We start from the raw sequence: 19631 nt of genomic DNA, 5'->3' as shown, positions 1-19631 counted from the left end.
CCCGGGTTCCCCTGCCGGGGCCCGCGCGGCCTCCTCCCACCCCTGGCTACGAACCCGTCTTGGGCAGCACGGGCTTGATCCGGAAGAGTTCGCCGCCGATCTGGCCGATGAGGCCGTGATCGTAGACCATCAGCTCGGGGGCGATCCCTGCCTCCACCGGGCTCTTCGGCACCTGCACCCGGCCGCGCCAGCGCATCGCACCGCTGTCCAGGTCGAGGCCGACCAGATGTCCGGACGGATCGAGGTAGTAGGCCACCCGGCTGTCAAGATCCACAGCGGCGGCGGAGGCCAGTTCCCGCATCGTGGGCTCGCGCGAGTCCTTGCGCAGTTTCAGTCCGAGGTCACGCGACCACAGTCGCTTGCCGTTGTTGGCCGAGTACGCGACGGCGCTGCTGTTTCTGCCGGATGCCAGGATGATGCCGTCCGCGATCACGCCCATCGGCAGGCCGTCGAGGGGGTACTGCGACACCTTGCCCGAGCTGAGGTCGACGCGGGTCAGGGTGGCGGGCCCGGAGTCCCTGAAGGACCTCTGTCCGCCGGCCATACCGCCCAGCAGCACGGCATCCCCGTCCGTGCCGATGTAGGCCGTCGGGCCGTTGACGGTCGCGACCGTCCGTGGCTTGCCGGTCGCCGGGTCCAACCGGACGATGGCGCTGCGTTGCGGGGCTTTCTCGCTGTCCGGCGAGCACATCAGGTACGGGACGCCACCGATCGCGACCCGGTCACAATCGGCCTTCTTCCACGAGTACGTCCACAGTGTCCGGCCCGTCCTGTCGTCCAGCGCGGCCACGCTCTTGAAGGTCGGGGAGTTGGCGAGGATCCCGCCGTCGAACAGCACGGCAGACGCCTGGTTGCGGCTGTCGTCGGCCAGCTCGTGCTTCCACAGCACCTGCCGACTGCCGATGTCGAGGGCGACGAGGTCGGTGCCGGCTCTGGGGGCGCCCGGGGCGTGATCGGCGTAGGTGTACAGCACTTTGTCGCGGATACCGGGCAGCGATCCTGCTGGGGAGCTGCCGCCGTTGACGTCCTTGGCTTTCTGCTGCCACGTGACCTTTCCGGTACGGGCGTTCACGCCGATGCCGTCGTACTCCACTCCCCGGCAGTAGACGGCGCCGGGGCCGGTGGTGCAGGCGTCCCAGGATTTGCCGGGCATCGTGGTCTGCCACAGCAGGTTGCTCTGCTTGCTTACCCGCGAAGCCGGCGGCTGCGCCCCGTTGTCGCCGCCCGCACCGGTGGCCAGGGCCGCACCGAAGGCGATACCGGTGAGGCCGAGGGCCGCGCCGGTCGCGCGCACGAGGATCCGCCGTCGGCGGCGGCGCACGATGCGGCCGGCGATGTCCGCGGGAGCGCTGGGGTTGTCGGGGGTCCACGTGTGCAGGACGTCCCGGATCGCGCGGTCCAGCTGGTCGGCGTTCATGTGTGGGCTCCCTTCGGAATGTTGCTGCTCGGAGCGGCGGCTACGGCCTGAGCCGGGGCACCCAGCTCCGGCGCGAGACTGCGCAGCCGGGCCAGCGACCGATGGGTGGTGCTGCGCACTGTGCCCACCGAGCAGCCCAGGGCGCTCGCCACCTCCGTCTCGGACAGGTCTTCGAAATAGCGCAGCACCAGCATGGTGCGCTGCCGCGGGGTCAGCTGGGCGAGCGCTTGGCCGACGGTGATCCGCAGATCGGCGGCGGACGTGCCGTCAGCGACGCCGAGATCCTCCGGCAGTGCGGCGAACGTCGCCTCGCGGTGCGGGCGACGCAACCGCCAGCGACTGATCTGCTGTCGGTACATCACCTTGCGCACATATCCCTCCGGGTCGTCAATATGCCGCCAGCGGCCCAGCGCCTTCATCAGAGCGATCTGCACAAGATCCTCGGCCTCGTGCCGGTCGCCGCCGGTGAGCAAGTTCGCCAGGCGCAGCAGGGCGCTCCACCGGGCGTCGACGAAGTCCCGGAATCTCTCGTGGTCCTGCGGGTCCATGGGCCCTCCCGTTCCCTAACGCTCCCAAGGACGCGCGGACCACAGTCGATCTATGCCTGCCGTTCCGGGTTTCTTCCGCGGGATCTTGCCCGCACGTTTCCGATCCCGCCTTGAGTCCCACGGCAGCAGACAAGCGACGGCAAGCCGGCCAAGCGACCCGAGCCCCCCGATCCTCTCAGCCACCTTAGAGGTCATCGCCTGTCGCTCCCGGTCGGCGAGAAGGGCAGCAAGCGTGCCTCGGGCGGCTACCGCACACGGGAGGAGTGGTTCGCCAAGTCCCGCCGCCTGCACGTCCTTGAGGACCGGCTTAAGGTGGCGCAGGCGGACCGTGGGGTGGGTGTCGTGCGCGTGGTGCGCGGCGGCAAGCGGCTGCTGAACACCAGGCACCACCCGCAGGCAGCGCAGCTCACCGAGGCACAGTGGCGCCGGCGGTGGCAGGTCGAGCGCCGGTTTCTCCAGGCGGATGGCGAGTCCGGCAAGCGGTTCGGCAACGAGACCATCCGCGTCACCCCCGACGGGGAAGTCTCCCTCAGGCTGTCGGCGCCGCTGGTGCACCTGGCCAACGCCCGGCACGGCCGGTACTTACTCGCCTCTCGGGTGGCGTTCGCGTATCGGGGCGAGCAGTGGCGCGACCGTGTCACCGCGAACCGGGCTGTGGCCTACCGCATCCACGAAGACACGGTGCGGGGCCGCTGGTATCTGACCGCGTCCTGGACCATCCCCCCGGTCAAGACTGTGCCTTTGGCCGCGGCCCGCGTGAGGGGAATGGTCGGCGTGGACATCAACGCGGACCATCTGGCCGCCTGGCGCCTGGACGAGCACGGCAACCCCGTCGGCGAACCGCTCCGCTTCGGCTACGACCTGACCGGCACCGCCCAGCATCGCGACGCCCAAGTCCGGCACGCCCTGATCGGCCTGCTGCACTGGGCCGAACGCCACCACCTCGGCATCGCGGTCGAAGACCTCGACTTCACCACGCAGACCACCCGCGAGAAACACGGCCGCCGCAAACGCTTCCGCAAGCTCATCTCCGGCATGCCGTTATCCAGGCTGCGGGACCGGCTCGTCAGCATGGCGGCCGAACTCGGCATCACCATCGTCGCGGTCGACCCGGCCTACACCTCCCGGTGGGGCGCCCAGCATTGGCAGAAGCCCCTCACCAGCACGAGCAGGAAGCCCACGCGCCATGACGTGGTCGCCGTGGCGATCGGCAGGCGCGCCCTGGGGCACCCGATCCGGATGGGGGCACCTCCCAGGCCCTTAAGGCACTGGGGGAGGATGGCATCACCCCTGCACGACCAGAGGGATCGTGAGGGGCATCGGACCGCCCAGGCCGGCTCGGATACTCCGGGGCGTGAGGGAAACCGCCCCCGCATCCCCGGACCACGGACACGATCCGTCGGCGCCGGACGCGGAGCGAACGCGGTGGACCAGAACGCCCAACACCGTCCGGGGCGTCCGACTGAGCATGAGTCCTGGCAACAGGACTCACTCCCGCTCAGCTTCTAGGAACGGTAGTTGGCACTTTCGTACAGTCGCTTCTCGATCGGCCACCAAACGCGACATTGCCCGCATCAACCGTGCCCCCTGCCTGGTCTCCCAGTTCTACACAAAGAACAAGGGCGCAGCCTTCGTCCCCGCCCTCCAACAGGTCCTGGCCGCAGTCCAGACCGGAGGCCTCGCCGACCTGCCCGAACTCACCGCCATCGCCGCCCGCTTACACCCACGGCCGCACCACTGCCTCCGGCGCCCGCGCCCGCGTCCGGAGCAAAGCCGTCCTGACCACCCCCACCGGCTCTGGCACCGGCCGCGTCGGCGCCCAAGCCATCGCCTTCGGCTCCTCCCGCCTGCGCCCCCTCATCGCTGAAGCCGCCCGCCAAGGCCTGCGCCTGGCCTTGACCGTCCGCCTCGCCAAAACCGGCTACCTGCACCCCTCGGGCAGCCGCACCGACTCACCCGGCATCCGCCGCGACGTCTTCCAGCGTGCCGACCACACCGAGGAACGCGCCTACGGCTCCGCGTAGACCGGCGGCCACGACACAGCCGACTTCGCTCGCCGCGTCGACGCCGCAGGGGGAGACGTCACCGCCGCCGTTCACCAGTGGCTCGTGAAGACTGGACGGATCCGCCCCGACGCCCACATCCTCCACCTGGAGGTGCGCACCTGGCGCCCGCGCTGAGCCGGCCGCCCATTCGCGCAGCTGCAAAAGAAGTTGAACCAGATGACAGGCCGGCCGCGGACCGCTGGTGCGACGTGCGTTGGCGTTCCACGGCTGGTTCCTTGTGCTCTATGAGTCGGCGCAGGCTTGAGCGCGCGCTGCAATCGCCGGAGAGCAGCGCTGCGACTTCGCCAGTTCGGGCACTGCAGCACCGGAGCGACAGCTACCGGAAGCCCAGAACGGGGATGGAAGCCTTATAGGGGAAGACAACCACGCGCCGTCAGTCAGCGAACCGCGCAAGACGAGCGGTACCGGGAGCACGCGCTCCATGAGAACGGCATGGTCTTTCAACGAGGCAACCTGTTCCTGGTGGCTCAGTCGTTGCTTGCCGTTGCGTACAGCACCATCCTCACAGGAGGTCATCACCAAGACCAAGGGACTTCCGGGAGCCGGATCATCGCCGTGTTCGGGCTCGCTCTCGCAGGCACCTGGCTGTATGTCGGTCACCGGCACCTCTGCTAGTGCGAGCTCATACGTGAGCGAGCCCGCGCTCGACTACCTGAATACGCCGAGACACGAGCGGCATGGAATCGGCGAGGGCCAGGCTCACTTCCACTGATTACGTACGTCCTGCCCTCTCTCGCCGGCATCATGTGGATCTTCCTACTTGCAGAGATCTGATCGTGCCTCGACATTCGGGGGCCACGGATCACTCCAAGTGGCGCGCGGATGGGTTTCACGAGAACGCTGACAGAACCCTTTCAGGCCTCAACATCTCGCACCACGCCGCACAATCCAACTCGGCTACGTGTCCCTGGTAGGGGCCTGTCGTTGCCTGTCGTTGCCTGCTTCACCGCGTATGCAGCAGTGGCCGCTGCGTCCGTCCTTCCAGCTCGATGACTCGTACCGCTCTCCTCAGATCGCCTTAGACACCCCGGATGCGGTCCAATAGCAGGTGCTGGCGGTGCCGCCCGTCCTGTCGGCTTGCCCGGTGAGGTCAGCTGCGGTTGACGTTCGCGGTGAGCAGGCGGAGCAGTTGTTTGGCGGTGGTGTCCTGCTCGAGGGTCAGGCCCATGGCCTTGCCGATGGCCAGGGGTACGGTGCGGGCCTTCTCGCGGAGATCCGTACCGGCCTGGGTGAGGCGGATGGTGACGGAGCGTTCGTCGTCGGCGCTCCGCTGGCGGTGGATCAGGCCGCTGGATTCCAGGCGCTTGAGGAGGGGGGAGAGGGTGCTGGACTCGAGCTGGAGTGCGGCGCCCAGGTTGCGGACGGGGACCGAATCCTGGTCCCACAGCACCAGCATGACCAGGTACTGAGGGTAGGTCAGCCCCAGCTCCTCCAGCAGCGGCCGGTATCGCGTTGTGACCGATCGCGAGGCGGCGTACAGGGCGAAGCACAGCTGGTCCTGGAGCAGGAGGGAGCCCTCCTGTTCGGCGTGGTCCATGGCTTCGGTCCTAACGTCGAGCAATCAATCCAGCCCATCCTATCATTTCGCGTGACCGCGACTATATGCCGCTCGATTAAGTTGTGCGCGACTTAATCGAGCGATACTGTTCTGTCGTCCCGCCGAACGGTCGCCCTGGCCGCCGGCACGACCCAGAAGGAGCACCCATGTCCGAAAGCGCCAACCGCCCGGTGCTGGAGCCGGCCGCCGCCGCCTTCGCCGAGGCCACGGCGAACCCTCCGTACCTCTTCGACCTTGGTCCGTCCGAGGGCCGCAAGGCTGTCGACGAGGTGCAGTCCGGCGAGATCGCCAAGCCGGATATCGTCGAGGAATGGGTCACCGTCCAGGGCGGCCCCACCGGATCGGTCCGGGCCCGCATCGTCCGGCCGGCCTCTGCCGGGGGACCCCTGCCGGTGATCCTCTACATCCACGGTGCCGGCTGGGTTTTCGGCAACGCCCACACGCACGACCGGCTGGTGCGCGAACTGGCCGTCGGCGCCGGGGCGGCCGTCGTCTTCCCCGAGTACGACCTGTCTCCCGAGGCCCGCTATCCAGTCGCGATCGAGCAGAACTACGTCGTCGCTCAGTGGATCGTCCGCGAGGGCGCGGCCAAGGGCCTGGACGCCACCCGCCTCGCGGTGGCCGGCGACTCCGTCGGCGGCAACATGTCCGTCGCGCTGACCCTGATGGCCAAGGAGCGCGGCGACGTTCCGCTGGTGCAGCAGGTGCTGTTCTACCCGGTCACCGACGCGGCCTTCGATACCGGCTCCTACCACCAGTTCGCGGAAGGGTACTTCCTGCGCCGCGACGCCATGCAGTGGTTCTGGGACCAGTACACCACCGACGAGAACCAGCGGGCCGAGATCACCGCCTCACCGCTGCGTGCCACCACCGACCAACTGCAGGGCCTGCCCCCGGCCCTGGTCATCACCGCCGAGGCCGACGTGCTGCGCGACGAGGGCGAGGCCTACGCCAGCAAGCTGCGGCAGGCCGGCGTCCCGGTCACCGCCGTGCGCTACCAGGGCGTCATCCACGACTTCGTCATGCTCAACGCGCTGCGCAACACCCATGCCGCCGAAGCCGCCATCAGCCAGGCCGTCGCCACCCTGAGCACCGCTCTCGGCACCGTGTAACCCAGCCATCCCTCTCACCCTGCAGTCCGGGCGGTGCCAATGCCCGGGCTGCAGGGCTTCCTGCGGTGCAGGCGCGGCCTGCTCGGCAACGCCTTGCGCAAGCTAGGGCGAAGGCGAGGGGGCTTCGCGGGCGGAGCCCTGCCGGCCTGAGTGCGCGGCGCCGCTCCCGCCTGCCCAGCGAGCTCGCGCCGCTGGAGATCGCGCCGGGCCTCGGGCTGGTCTCGGTGATGTTCTTCCGCTACGACGTGTGCGACATCGACTTCTCCACCGAAGCCGCCGTCGGAATCGCCGTCAAGCCCGCACGGCACGGCAAGCTCGGATTCGTCGACCTCGTCTCCGCCCTGAAGAACGATCACCTCGACTCCTACGTGCTGTCGCTGCCGGTGAGTACAGAGATCACCGACGAGGCCGATGTCCTGCGTGACGAGGGCGAGCAGTACGCCCTCCGCGGTCAGAATCCCTGGCCCGGCTGCAGCGTGCTGAGTATCGGATGACGAAGCTCCGCTGCACCGCTGGGCCCGGCTACGTCACCTCGAAGGGTTCACGCCCCGTGTGAGCTCGGCCGGGGCGATCGGTGAACCGAGGATCCGCTCGGCCGCGCGGTGCCCTGAGTGGAGCGCGCCGTGGACAGTAGCTGGTTCGCGCCCCCAGGTTGCTTCACCCGCAAAGTGGAGAACGCCGTCGACAGGTCCTGCCATCGCATCGTGATCGTCGTGCGAGGAGCCGACGGCGACGTAGGAGTACGAGCCGAGGGCGAGAGGGTCGATGCCCCAGCGTGTGATCCAGTGCGCCACGGGCTCGGGGACGGAGTCGCCGTAGATCTTGCGGAGGGCGCCGAGCACCGACGAGACCACCTCTTCGTCGGTCTTCTGCTCGATCTCCCGCCCCCAATCACCGCCGGCGAAGGTCAGCAGCATCGGCTTGCCGCTCACCACGGAGACGTCGTACCAGGAGTGCCAGGGGACGCCGGCCCGGCCGTGCTGCCGGATCGCGTAGACATCGTCCTGCCAGAACCGGTCTGGAAACTGAAGGAAGACCTTGTTGAACACGCCCATTCCGAGTCGAGCGATCGGTCCCGCAACGGCGTCGGGCAGAGCGGGCGTGAACTCGATCGCCCCTGCTTTGAGCACGCCCAACGGCACCGTGACGATCACGTGGGCGGCGTCGAAGGACTCGTCCTCCGTGTCGACTCGCATCCCTGTGGCCGACCTCGTGATGGCGGTCACGGTCATTCCCAAACGCACGTCGAGGCCTTCGGCGAGAGTCCGGGGAAGCGCATCGTAGCCAGCCGGGAAGATCACTTCGTCACCTTCGATGGCGTCCTCGTCGAGGGCGTGCGCGGCGACCTGTTCGATCTCTGCGCCGCATTGCTCCTCCGTGCGATGCCGATAGAACGCGCGGACCCGTTCGGCGCGTTCGGGTTCCCATCCGGTCGCGGCAAGGGCGCGCTCGGCCGCGGTGGCGTAACTCTCGTCGTGACCGGACGCCACGACGGTCAGCTGGAAAAGGTCATCTGCCGTGTCGACGTCGATGGTCCACTGCTGTGTCGCGTCGTCGTCCAGCAGGCGCCGCGATTCGTCGTAGTCGGCGATCGGCCGCCCGCCGGCCTGGAAGCTCCCCACCGTGAACTCGCGTGTCTCCATCTCGAGCGCGGTGACAAGTCCGGTGAGTGGGTTGCCGGTGAGGCCATGGATCCATGAGGCGCCATGGTCGACGGAGAACCCTGCCGTGCGGTCCGTCCAGATCCGCCCACCGACGCGGTCTCGCGCCTCAAGCACGACCACGCGTTGTCCTGCGGCGTGAAGCATTCGCGCTGCGGTGATGCCGGCGATTCCCGCGCCGACGACGATAGTGTCCATCATCTTCTCTCTTCTCCGGTCGGATCTGCATGTCGGCTGTCGGAGGCAGGCGTGCCGTCGACAGCCGAAGCTGTTCATTCAGGCGCGAGCACCTGCGGTGCGGCCGTCGCGTGGACCCACTCCCGCACCTCCCGCACCCGGACAGGGCCGAGGGCACCACTGCGCAGCTGTACCGACCGCTGACGGCCCCTCACCGGTCGGCGCGACGCGCCTGCGCCGCCCGTGCGATCCGCCGACCGGAGCAGGAGCCGGTCGAGGCCCGGAAGCCCAGGTGCCGCTCGGAGGCGACCGCGACAGAAGCACGTGTGGCCGTGAAACCACCCGCCCTTACCGAGGTGCGAAACGCCGCTGACCACGTGAGGCGGGGTCGTCCGCGGCGGCGGTCGCGATGATGCCCTGGTCGGAGAGGGCGGTCGCGGGCAGGGCCGCGAGGCCCGGAGTGAGGGTGTGCACGGTCGTCTCGCCCGTGAGCTCGACCACCAGGTCGCCGATGTGCAGTACATGAGGACCTGACGCCGTTGCCGCGCTCGGTCGATGTGACGGAGGGTGACTTGAGCTCGGCGATGTGGGTACTGGTCACCCAGGTGTCGTCGTGCCCCGCGTGGATCTCTGCGGCGTACGAGGTCGAGGGCGGTGCGCTCGGTGTGTTCGCCCGCCAGTAGATCGAGCATCACCTCGGCGCCGAATCGCGAAGCGCCGACGCCGAGCCCGGTGTCACCAGGTGTGGCCGTGGCCGAGCTGGATGAGGGCCAGGTCGAGCATGTCGGCGAAGAAGTCGGCGGCGGTGGTGTCGATGCACAGCGGTGGCTTGATCTTGAGGATGTTGAGGTGGTCCCCGGTGGGCTGGACGATGACGCCGAGGTCGAGCATGCGGTCGCAGAGTTCGGCGGTCTCTTCGGTGGCGGGTTCCAGGGTGTTGCGGTCCCGTATGAGTTCGAGGCCGAGGTAGAGGCCGGAGCCGTGGACGGCGCCGATGATGCTGCAGCGGTCGGCGAGTGCTTCGAGCCGGCGCTTCAGATGGCCGCCGACGCGCACCGCGTTGCCCTGGAGGTCCTCGTCGCGCAGGGTGTCCAGGACGGTGAGGCCCACGACGCTGGAGACCGGGCTGCCGCCGGTGGAGGAGAAGAAGTAGCCCTGCTCGCGGTACCGGTCCGCGACCTCCTTGGACGTGATGACGGCACCGAGGGGATGCCCGTTGCCCATGGCCTTGGCCACACAGACGATGTCCGGGACGACCTGCTGCTGCTCGAAGCCCCAGAACCAGTGCCCCAGGCGGCCGTAGCCGACCTGGACCTCGTCGGCGACGGTCAGGCCTCCGTGACGGCGCACCGCTGCGTACACCTCGGCGAGATAGCCGTCGGGAAGGGCGACTCCTCCGGCGTTGCCGTAAAAGGTCTCGCCGATGAACGCTCCCGCCGGGCGGCCGGCAGCGGCCAGCTCGTCGATCACCGCGACGGCCTCAGGCCCGTAGCGCACGGCATCCGACCCGCGGTGCCGGCCGCGGTAGGAGTTGGGCGAATCCACTGTGTGGACCCAGCTCGGGCGGGTGGCAAGGGCGTTGGGGTTGTCCTGGAGCGAGGTGGAGACTGCGTCGGAGGCGTACGTCCAGCCGTGGTACGCCTCGCGCAGCGCGACGACGTCGTGCCGGCCGGAGGCTCCGATGGCCAGCCGGAGGCCCAGGTCCACCGCCTCGGAACCGGAGTTGACGAGGAACACCGTGTCCAGAGGGTCGGGGAGGAGGGCGGCGAGGCGTTCGGTGAATTCCACCACGGAGGCGTAGTGGAAGCGCGAGTTGGTGTTGAGCCGTCGCAGTTGCCGGGAGACCGCCTGCTCGACGCGGGGGTGGGCGTGGCCCAACGGGGTGACGTTGTTGACGATGTCGAGGTACGAGCGGCCGTCGGTGGACAGGAGATGGTGGCGCCAACCACGCTCGATACGGGGAGGGTTGGCGTAGTAGTGCTCCTGCACGGTGGCGAACGCGGCGTCACGCCGGTCGAGCAGGTCCCTCTCGCGCGTACGGTCGCAGTCGACCGGGAGGCCGAGGAGCGGGGCGGGGTCGGCGGTGAGCGCGAGCCAGCCGGCGGCGTACTCGGGACGGACCAGGCGCGGGGCAGCGGGGCCGTCGGCGGCGCGCAGCGCAACGTGGACAGAGGCGCCGGAGCTGAGGTGGGCGATGTCCTCGCCCGCCTGCACCGTCGCACCGGTGCTGACGACGGGCTGGACCGCGCGGGGGAAGGACAGCGACAGCGCCTGCGCGCCGTAGGTGAGTTCCACACGGCCCGGCGCCGCGGCGAGGACCCTCCCCGCGGCGGGCGCCTGCACCACGGCATCCCGGCCGAGCCAGAGGTCGATTCCGGTGGGCACCGTGGGGGTGGAAACCGCCGACAGCGCCGGTGTCCGAGTGAGCCGTGCATGGGCGTACCGGGTAGCGACCGCGGCCGCTCCGTCCGCGAGCGCGGAGGCCGCGAGCCGGGCCTCGGTGCTGGCGTCCATCCAGGCTCCGTGGTCCATGGACTCGGCGTCGGTGGACAGGTCGAGGAGGGTGATGTCCCCGGCGACGAGGTCCCGCAGGAGAGGGCGCACCGGCGCATCGGCCTGCGCGGTTCGGGCAGGCGCGTCGGCCATGCCGGTCGCGTCCCTGACGAGGCGGATCATCACCGGCAGGGGCAGCCAGGTGGCCTGTTCGAATATGCGCCATTCGCGGTCGAGCGCGGCCTTGGCGTAGGCGTTGTCCTCATCCACAGCGGCCTGCTGCCGCCCGCTGGCCACCAGGACGGCGGCGCGCAGGACCACGAGCGGCCACAACGCCTCCGCCTCCTCGGGGGAGAGCGGCCGAACGGCGTGGAAGGCGCGGACGGCCGGCAGTACGTGGTGAGGGTCGATGCCGTCGTGGTGGAGCATCGAGGACAGTGACACGGCGAGTTCGCCGACTGCCCAGCTCGTGGACGCGTCACCGAAATCGATGACCCCGTTCGGCATGGGCGGGCGGGTGTCGGGACAGCGGATCAGATTGTCGTCGGTGAGGTCCAGGTGCACGGCCTGCGACGGCAGCGCGGAGGCGAGCTTCTGGACACGGGTCCAGGCCTCGGCGGTCGCGGCCTGGACGGCGGCGCGCCGGTCGGGCCCGTCGATGTGCCCGGCGAGCTTGGCGACGACGCGGTCGGCGTGCTGCAGGTCCCACTGGAGAACGCGGTCGAGGCCCGGGTGCCGGAAGTCGCGCAGGGCGGTGCTGACCTTCGCGGCGACCGTGCCCATGGCCGCCACGGTGCCGGGGGACAGGTGCCGTGGTCCCGAGAGCGTGCCGCCGGGCAGGTAGCGCAGCACGCGCGCGACGGCCGGCCCGTTCTCGGTGTCCACCGTCGTGCGCCGAGGGGAGCCGTCAGGGCGGCGCAGGACGGTGGCGATACGCAGTTCCGGGCGGGCCGAGGCGATCAGGTCGGCTGCCGCGTCCTGGGCGTCGATCTCCACAGTGCCGAAGGCGGGGTTGGCGATCTTCAGAATCGCCGCGGGCGTCCCATCGTCGGCGTGCAGCAGGAAGTTGGCGTCCTGCTGGCTGCCCAGCGCCTGCGCGCGAGCTGTGATGTCGAGGTGTTCGGCAGCGATGCGCTCAGCCTCGGCCGGCGCCACGCGGGGTGCGGGAAGGGCGTCCTCGGTGAAGAAGTCGATCGTGCGGCAGTCGTCGGTCGGCATGCAGGGTTCCTCGGCTGGTGCGGGCAAGCAGGGCTGGGACGCTCGGATGCCTCAGTCGACGTGCCACAAGAAGCGGTGAGTGTGAATCGCGAAGTAGGGGAAGTTCTCCACGGATGCGACACCCTCGACGGGCCGCACGACGTCGTTGATGAAGTCCAGAAGATCCCGAGGCTGACTGCACACGACCTCCGCGAACAGGTCGAAGCCGCCGGCCGTCAGGACCGTGTACACGACTTCGTCGTGCCGGGACAGTTCATCGGCGACCGCCCGGGGATCGCCGTCGATGCGCAAGCCCAGGAGTGCCATCGTCTGCTGACCCATGGTCATCGGGTCGGTCACTCCGACGACCTGGACCGCCTTGGTGTCGATCAGCCGCTGCAGCCGGAGCCTCGCGGCCGAGGGTGACAACCCCACCTTCGGCCCTAGATCGGCGTAAGGGATCCGGCCGTCGACCTGCAGCTCCCGCAGGATGGCCCGGTCGATGTCGTCCATGCAGCACCTCTCTCCTGCGTGAACGGCAGGCGTTGCGCTTGTTTCAAGCACAATGCCGGATCAACGCGCTTGATTCAAGTGCGAAGACGATGGAATCGAGCGAATCGCGCGTGCGCTTGCTCGTGAGCGCTCCAGAGTCCTGACGTTCACGGCCGTGGCGACATCCCAAGCCGAGTCCGACGCGGGGCTGGCGTATCCGGCGTAGATCGTGGGCGATCATTGGAGCCGCCCACGTTGGCGGTGTTGGTCAGCCGCGCGGAGGGCAGGTGACCGCCGACCTTCTTGGCCGTGCGGGCTTCGACCGTTGTCCTGATCTGGGTGAGCCGCATATGAAGGAGTGCCGCGTCGTCGCCGACCAGGCCGTGGCGGGCCGCCCACTGGCCGAGCCGGTGGCTGCGGGGCCAGTTCGGTGTCGAACGGGCCGGTGTGCCCGCTGGTCGACGCGTTTTTGACGGCCCCGTGGCCGTTGCCGCCCAGATTGACCACAACGATGCCGTGAGGACAACGCCCGGCTGCGCGCCATCATCCGGTGCAACAGCGGGTAGAAGCCGCCGGTCGTCCTCAGCTGGCGGCCTGGATCGTCGTCCACGCTCCAGTGCACGCTGGTACGCGAGTTGGCCTTGCCCCGCCGGCGCTTGGTCAGGGTCACCGCCACCGCCCGGCCCTCCAGGAGACGGTGCTCGGCGGGCAGCTCCTTCAGCTTCTCCAGGTTCCGGCCGGACAGCACCGCCGCGTAGATCATCAGCGGGGTGAGATCCTCGTCGACCATGAACAGCTGCCGGGCCGTCGCGTAGCAGACCGCCGGGTACTCGCCCGCTGACAGCCGTCGGTAGTCGACCTGGACCCGGCCGGTACGGGCCATCACCTCAAGCCGGGCGCCCTGCTCCCGTTCGGCCTCGGGCAGGCCTGCGGAATCGGTGAGGAACCGCTCCAGCGGCCGCTCGCCGGCGGCGACTCGGTCGCGGATGGCCACCACGTCCGAGCGGGCTGCGGTGACGATGGCCGACAGCTCGCGATCGGAGTAGCCGGGTCGGCCGCTCGACCGGGCATCCGCCCCGTGACCGTGCTGGCCGAGATAGTCCGCCAGGGCGCCGTGAAGACGGTCCTGGCCGGGCAACTCCTTCACGAGCAGCAGCAGTTCCTGCAAATTCTTACGGGCGGTCTTCTCACTGCACGTCTCCCGGCGCGACACCAGGTACCGCTCCAGGTGCCGCACCCTTACGGGCCTCGCTCACTTCGAGGCACCGATGGAATGTGCTGACCTGCTGAAAGGCGGCTCGCGCGGTATCGAATTCAGTCGGTGGCCTGAGATTCGGCGGTCCCCTGCGATGAGGCGAAGTGGTGTGCTCAGTCCGATCTCCGTGGAGAGGCGTTGCAACGCGCGGTTCGGCGACCATTGCAGTTCACGTCATAGGGCATTCACGGCCCGAACATAGATTCGCCGGGTCCCGGGGGCACAACCACAGCAAGAGGTTCATCGTGAAGATCACGAACATCCCAATGACCCGACGCATGGCTGTCGCGGCCGCATCCCTGGCGCTCGTGGCCGGGGGCGTGGCGACCGCCGCCACCGCCGCTCCGAGCAGGCCTGCCGGCGGCGTGGCCTCCGACTTCACCGCGGTGACCCGTGGCACCGCCTGGAATCTGGTCGGCAAGCTCCAGCTGAAGTTCCCGACGTACCACACGGAGGGCATCGCTTTCGCCGGCGACCTCATCTTCCTGTCCTCCGTGCAGATCCTCGAGCCGACAGTCAAGTACCCCGTCCCGCAGGGGCGTTACGACCGCTCGCCGGGCAAGGGCATCGGCCACGTCTTCGTGATCGACCGCAAGGGGAACCTGCAGAAGGACATCGTCCTTGGTGAGGGCGACATGTACCACCCCTCCGGCATCGACTTCGACGGCACCTCGGTGTGGGTGCCGGTCGCCGAGTACCGGCCCAACAGCGCGGCCATCATGTACCGCATCGACGCGAAGACCCTGGAGGTCCATAAGCAGTTCACGGTCGACGACCACATCGGCGGTGTCGTCCGCGACCAGGCCACCGGCCACCTCGTCGGCCAGACCTGGGGCTCCCGCCGCTTCGTCGAGTGGAACCTGGCCGGCAAGCAGCTCGCCTCCTGGGACAACCCCGGCCACTTCATCGACTACCAGGACTGCCAGAGCTTGCCCGCCCACAAGATGATCTGCGGCGGCATCACCAACCTCCCCCAGACCCCCTCCGCCGGCGGTGCCACCGCCACGTACGAACTCGGCGGCATCGGCCTGCTCGACGTGCACACTCACGAGCTGTTGCACGAGGTGCCCTTCCAGCAGTGGTCCACGGCCGGCCACGTGGCCACCCGCAACCCCTTCAAGATCAAGGACGACGGAAACAAGCTGACCATGTGGGTAGCACCGGACAACGGCGACGAGGGCAACGGGACGGAGATCCTCACATACCAGGCGACAGTGCCGGCGACACAGTAAGCCGACCTCGACCTGCTGCCCTGCCCCTCCCGCACAGCACGCAGGCCTCCGGTCGGCACCGCCCGGGGGCCTGCACACGGCAGGGCCACAGAAGGGCATCCAGCTACCTCCAGGGCCCCTTCTGATGCGGCAGGCATCCTGACTGGGAACCCACCGCGGCGCGAGCACCCGCAGCACCGCCGAACACGCGCCGGCTGTCCGGCCCGCCGGCGATGACCATTGGACGCGGTCGACGTGGTGTCGCAGCCGTGACGTACAGAGCTGTCGACGGTCACGTAATTCCCGATCCCTGCGGTCACGTAATTCCCCAGGTCCTCGCCTCGGTGCTCGTCTAGGTTGGCGAGCATGACCATGCGGGGGTGGATCTATCGTTATGTCGGTCCGGCCGACTTGAGGAGTCTCGTCCGACCGGGCGGCGGTGGTCAGATGCGTTCGACGGCAGACTTCGGCGAGTGGGCTTCAGCTCGGACAGCAGAGGAGTTGTCCGAGCCCTTCACCTTCGTTGTCGATCAGACCGGGGCCCTGCGGCTTGCGCCGCGCCGCAGTGAGCACATGGTGTGTGCTGGTGGGGAAGCGGTCCTGTGCGCCGGTGAGATCAGTTTCCGCGAGGAGTCCGGGCGGTGGGCGGTCAACGAGGTGAGCAACCAGTCGACCGGCTATTGCCCGGACGTCAGCTCGTGGCCGGCCCTCGCCGAGGCCCTGGACCAGGCCGGGATCGTTCGCCCGTCCGGCTTCACGCATGAGGTGGTGTTCCGACGCTGCCCCGCCTGCCAGCAGCTCAATATCGTGCGAGAGCAGGACTTCGTCTGCGTCTTCTGCGACGCCGTCCTGCCGCCGGAGTGGAACGTGGACCGGCCCGGACGCTAGGCGCTTGGCTCACCGGTCGGGTCCTTGGGGCTGCGTCCGAGTCCGCCGTCCCCATGGGGAATCGTGACCGCGCGGGTGGGGAATTACGTGACGCTGAAGCGGCCGAGACTGGGGAATTGCGTGACCGCCGACAAGAGTCGGCAAAGAGCGGTCGAAGGAGTTCTTGTAGACACAGTTCGGGGTGATCCAGCGAGCGCCGATGCTGTCGCCGGAGCACTTGCTGTATGGGCCGTCGTGGGAGACGGCGTTGGCCGTGGTGCGGGCTCCGGGGCTGCCCTGGTTCCACTGGTTGGGGACCCAGTCGCTGGCTGCCGCATGGAGGGGCTCAGCGTGGGCGGCGCTCGCAGGCGCGGTCGCGGCACCGGCGATGGGCAGGACCCCGATCGCGGCACCGGCGAGGGGATGACGTAGACGCGTTGCTTTCCTTTCGAGTGATGTTGCGGTGACGGAGAAGGCCGGAGCCGCTACAGCGAGACGATCTGAGGGGCCCGTGCCGCCGGACTGGCGGCACGGGCCGGAACTGCCGCAGGTCGACCGCTGATGACGGCCGTCAGTTTGCCCAGCCGCCGCAGTCGATGTGCTGATTCGTCCCCCTGTACTCGCATACCCGCACGGCGGCCCACCTGACGTTGTAGTAGGTGGTCGTGGGAAGTTCTGCGCTGTTGCCTTCGCCTGCGACACTGGCCAGCTTCTTCTCGACGATATGTCCCGTGGTGCTGTTGCACGGGATGTAGCCGATGTAGGCGATCGCGCCGTTCCCGTCCGCGTCGGTGTCGCTGACCGAGTTCATGTAGGGATTGTCGGGGTCCTTGATCTTCGTGTAGCCGCACCCCGAGCTCGGGTACAGGAGGGCGCCCTCCGCCAGTGCCCCCTGGCTCGAATTTGCCGTACGAAACCAGGACAGCTCGTAACTCACAGCCTGTGCCTGCCCAGTAAGCCCCACCACGGCGCCGAAAGCGGCCACAGCGGCTCCGGCGATGCGTATAAGGGTTCGCTGATTGGTCATGTCTACCTCTTCTCGGTGGCGGGACGAGCAACCGCAGCCGCCCTACAACCCCGCCCCGGTGGTGAATGGTTGTGCCCGATCGGGCAGTACCGATGCTGCTGAGAGGATTGAGGGTGAGACAAGAGCTGTCGGCTGTCCCGGACAACGGACGACTGTCCGGCCTGGTCAGAGGCTCGTCCGGGACAACCTGTACTCCATTGCCCGGTTCTCAGCCCTCCCGCACGAGGAACCGTTGACCGGCACCGCCCGTGCACCGTTCCTCGACGGCTTCCGCCCCTTCTGCGGTGTCCTCGTCGACGATTCCAATGCACCGGCTGCTGTTGCCCGGGCGGATCAGGTACTCGCCCGCGTTTCGGGTGCCGGCGGTGACCAGGTGGAACAGAGTGGCGTGGACGCAGTCGTTCCGGGGTTCCAGCATGCCTTTGACCGGGCCGGTGCTCATGACCGTCAGGCAGCCCTTTCCCTCCTGGGGGTGGTGCCACTGGATGCGGTACAGGTCTTCGCCAGCCGGTTCGAGGTAGGTGCGGGGCACGGTGGCCTGGACGCAGGGAAGTTGGACCGCGACCGCGTTCGCATAGGCGCCGGCGCGGTCGCGTCCGTCGGTCAGGCAGAGGTCGGGTGTACGGGAGGGACGGATCGTGACCCACCCGGTGGCAGGGACAACCCGTTTCCCCGGGGTGTCGGGGTTGTCGAGGAGCAGCCCCCAGGCGATCAGGGCGAACAGCGGGACCATGACCGCGGCCACGAAGCCGGTCGTACGGAACGCCGTCGGACGTGACCGCACACCCACGGCTTCCGCGGCGTCCGGTGGGCTCTCGGCCCCGTCCTCGGACCCGGATGACGTGACTGTCCCAGCGGCGATGCGGGAGGCGATCCGTGTCCGGGCATCCAGCCAGTCACCGACCCGGTGCCCCTGCCCGCAGGCGCGGACGAACGCGGCAACCACTTCGGGCCGCGGCAGGCTGGACCGCTGTAGGACGTCGGCAAGCGTGCTGCGCGCCAGCACGTCACCGCTCAGCGCGGCCCGTTCCTCCAGCTCGCGGTAGGTCAGCCCCGAGCGCACCTTGAGCCTCTGCATCGACGCGACAAAGCCAGCAGCGTCCTGGGCCTCGTACGGCGACAACTCCCCCGTGTTTCCCATGACTTCCATCCTGTGGTGGCCATGACAGGGAGGTCAACGGAGGTTCCCGCCATCCGACCTCGGCGAGATCCGCAGGATTCCCCCTGCCTCCAGGTACAGCTCCACGTCCACGCCCAACGCCACGAGGGCCTGTTCGCGCTCGCCGCCGTGGATCTCGGACTCGCTATCGAAAGAGCTTCGAAGGGGATCGCTACTGAACGTAGTCATTGTCAACGGGATCGCGGATTTGCTAATCCACTGCTAACGAACTGCCTTCATTGCCAACGAAGTCGCGGACCCTACAGACAGGACCGCGTCCGGGGCCGTTCAGGTCAGCTGGGCCAGGACGTCGGCCATGGACTGGTAGGTGTCGCGGACGCCGTCGCGGTTGTGGAGACGGTGCCGCTCCAGGCGAATGGGCGGTGGTATCCGTCCGGCCGGGACGTGTGGGGGCGGCCACCCGCTGGTGCCGGCCGGCGCCCCGGCCGGGGCGCCGTGCGGGCCCGGCGCTGTGGCGGGGGTGGTCTGGTGGGTGGATGCCGTGTGGGCGGTGACGGTGGTGCGGGCCGGTTGCTGGTGTGGCCGGTTGTCTGCAGGCGGCGTCCCGGGCGGCGGGGGCGGATGGGCCCAATGCCGGGTGTGTGCGGCTTCCGCTTCGATGCTGTCGTGTGTAGGGGCGCTGGAGATCCCGGGTGGGGGGTGTGGTGCGGGTCGGTGACCGGGTGGGTCTGGCAGGTGATGGGCGGGCCGGGACGGGTGGGTGCTGCGGGTGCCCGGGGTGGGGGCGGTGGCGTGGGGCGTGGGTGCTTCTTCGTTTGTGCCGGTGTGCTGTCCGGCGGTGATGTGTTGTCGTGGTGCCGGGTGTTCGTGCCGGTTATCGGCATTCTCTCCTTTTGTCAAGTCCCGAGATGTAGGGGCGTGACGGGTTTTTCTTGCCGGGTGCTAATGGAGGCATGGGTTCACGCAGATCAGGTGGCCCACCGCATTGTCGGGTAAAGCGCTGGCGATGTGTTGTGCGGGATATGTGTCCCGCCGGAGAACGGCCCGCGCGTCGGTCGGGGTCGTTCGACAGCCCCTTTCATCATTTCTCACCGGAGGAGAAACTCCATGAATTCCAGCAATAAGCGCCGTCGTTTCCTGATGCTTGCCGCCTCGACCGCTCTGGCCGCGGGCGGTGTGATGCTGCCCGCCACCGGCGCCTTCGCCGCTGCCCCGACGGCGCAGCCGCACATGGTCATAGCCCACCACGCCCACCAGGGCAATGGCAACGGGAACGGGAACGGGAACGGGAACGGGAACGGGAACGGCAACGGGAACGGCAACGGGAACGGGAACGGGAACGGCAACGGGAACGGGAACGGCAACGGGAACGGCAACGGCAACGGCAACGGGAACGGCAACGGCAACGGCAACGGGAACGGGAACGGGAA

Annotated in this window: 15 protein-coding genes and 2 pseudogenes; 7 read left to right on the top strand and 10 right to left on the bottom strand. The window is 68.7% G+C overall.

Features of this window, described 5'->3' with window-relative positions; translation table 11 throughout:
- Window positions 1-46: 46 nt before the first annotated feature.
- Complete coding sequence (locus IEY95_RS16140; protein ID WP_189186721.1) at window positions 47-1417, bottom strand: outer membrane protein assembly factor BamB family protein; 1371 nt, start codon at window positions 1415-1417, stop codon at window positions 47-49.
- Window positions 1414-1965, bottom strand: a complete 552-nt coding sequence (locus IEY95_RS16135) for a SigE family RNA polymerase sigma factor (protein WP_189186720.1) — start codon at window positions 1963-1965, stop codon at window positions 1414-1416. Before IEY95_RS16135 ends, IEY95_RS16140 begins: the two co-directional genes overlap by 4 nt.
- Before the next feature lie 192 nt (window positions 1966-2157).
- Between IEY95_RS16135 and IEY95_RS16130 the strand changes: the two are divergent.
- Window positions 2158-3474 (top strand): annotated as a pseudogene (locus tag IEY95_RS16130) (nuclease/transposase family protein); the annotation flags it as partial.
- A gap of 386 nt (window positions 3475-3860) precedes the next feature.
- Window positions 3861-3989 carry a hypothetical protein gene (locus IEY95_RS50155; RefSeq protein WP_268240466.1) on the top strand — a complete coding sequence of 43 codons (129 nt, stop codon included), beginning with the start codon at window positions 3861-3863 and terminating at the stop codon, window positions 3987-3989.
- Between the two features lie 1132 nt (window positions 3990-5121).
- On the opposite strand, the gene IEY95_RS16120 is transcribed toward IEY95_RS50155, so the two are convergent.
- Window positions 5122-5568, bottom strand: coding sequence for a MarR family winged helix-turn-helix transcriptional regulator (locus IEY95_RS16120; RefSeq protein ID WP_189186719.1), 447 nt, complete (start codon window positions 5566-5568; stop codon window positions 5122-5124).
- A 167-nt stretch (window positions 5569-5735) separates the two neighbouring features.
- On the opposite strand from IEY95_RS16120, the gene IEY95_RS16115 reads away from it, so the two are divergent.
- On the top strand, window positions 5736-6701 hold the full coding sequence (locus IEY95_RS16115; protein WP_189186718.1) for an alpha/beta hydrolase: 966 nt from the start codon (window positions 5736-5738) through the stop codon (window positions 6699-6701).
- 161 nt (window positions 6702-6862) lie between these two features.
- Window positions 6863-7099 (top strand): annotated as a pseudogene (locus IEY95_RS16110) (acetoacetate decarboxylase family protein); the annotation flags it as partial.
- A 129-nt stretch (window positions 7100-7228) separates the two neighbouring features.
- Here the strand turns inward: IEY95_RS16110 and IEY95_RS16105 are convergent.
- From IEY95_RS16105 to IEY95_RS16085, 5 genes are all read right to left on the bottom strand, one after another.
- Complete coding sequence (locus IEY95_RS16105) at window positions 7229-8563, bottom strand: flavin monoamine oxidase family protein (protein ID WP_189186717.1); 1335 nt, start codon at window positions 8561-8563, stop codon at window positions 7229-7231.
- 324 nt (window positions 8564-8887) lie between these two features.
- A complete protein-coding gene (locus tag IEY95_RS16100; RefSeq protein WP_189186716.1) occupies window positions 8888-9040 on the bottom strand; it encodes a hypothetical protein in 153 nt (50 codons plus the stop codon).
- A 234-nt stretch (window positions 9041-9274) separates the two neighbouring features.
- Window positions 9275-12250: an aminotransferase gene (locus IEY95_RS16095; RefSeq protein ID WP_189186715.1), complete on the bottom strand. Its 2976-nt coding sequence runs from the start codon at window positions 12248-12250 to the stop codon at window positions 9275-9277.
- A gap of 51 nt (window positions 12251-12301) precedes the next feature.
- A complete protein-coding gene (locus IEY95_RS16090; protein ID WP_189186714.1) occupies window positions 12302-12742 on the bottom strand; it encodes an Lrp/AsnC family transcriptional regulator in 441 nt (146 codons plus the stop codon).
- 247 nt (window positions 12743-12989) lie between these two features.
- Window positions 12990-13958: a hypothetical protein gene (locus IEY95_RS16085; RefSeq protein WP_189186713.1), complete on the bottom strand. Its 969-nt coding sequence runs from the start codon at window positions 13956-13958 to the stop codon at window positions 12990-12992.
- 284 nt (window positions 13959-14242) lie between these two features.
- Here IEY95_RS16085 and IEY95_RS16080 point away from each other — a divergent pair, with 284 nt between their 5' ends.
- Together IEY95_RS16080 and IEY95_RS16075 are read left to right on the top strand one after the other, a co-directional pair.
- Window positions 14243-15208 carry a DUF6454 family protein gene (locus tag IEY95_RS16080; protein ID WP_189186712.1) on the top strand — a complete coding sequence of 322 codons (966 nt, stop codon included), beginning with the start codon at window positions 14243-14245 and terminating at the stop codon, window positions 15206-15208.
- Window positions 15209-15553: 345 nt separating this feature from the next.
- Window positions 15554-16075 carry a hypothetical protein gene (locus IEY95_RS16075; protein WP_189186711.1) on the top strand — a complete coding sequence of 174 codons (522 nt, stop codon included), beginning with the start codon at window positions 15554-15556 and terminating at the stop codon, window positions 16073-16075.
- A 550-nt stretch (window positions 16076-16625) separates the two neighbouring features.
- On the opposite strand, the gene IEY95_RS16070 is transcribed toward IEY95_RS16075, so the two are convergent.
- Both IEY95_RS16070 and IEY95_RS16065 read right to left on the bottom strand, forming a co-directional pair.
- Entirely contained in the window at window positions 16626-17081 is a 456-nt protein-coding gene (locus IEY95_RS16070; protein WP_189186710.1) for a hypothetical protein, read from the bottom strand.
- Window positions 17082-17289: 208 nt separating this feature from the next.
- On the bottom strand, window positions 17290-18222 hold the full coding sequence (locus tag IEY95_RS16065) for an RICIN domain-containing protein (protein WP_229703002.1): 933 nt from the start codon (window positions 18220-18222) through the stop codon (window positions 17290-17292).
- A gap of 1086 nt (window positions 18223-19308) precedes the next feature.
- Here IEY95_RS16065 and IEY95_RS16060 point away from each other — a divergent pair.
- Window positions 19309-19631, top strand: a 323-nt coding sequence (locus IEY95_RS16060; protein ID WP_189186709.1) for a hypothetical protein, incomplete at its 3' end; no start/stop codon positions are given.

The organism is Streptomyces albiflavescens, from assembly GCF_014645835.1.
In the GTDB taxonomy this organism is placed as follows: domain Bacteria; phylum Actinomycetota; class Actinomycetes; order Streptomycetales; family Streptomycetaceae; genus Streptomyces; species Streptomyces albiflavescens.
Note: the sequence above shows the minus strand (reverse complement) of the source record. Positions and strands in the feature narration are given on the sequence as shown.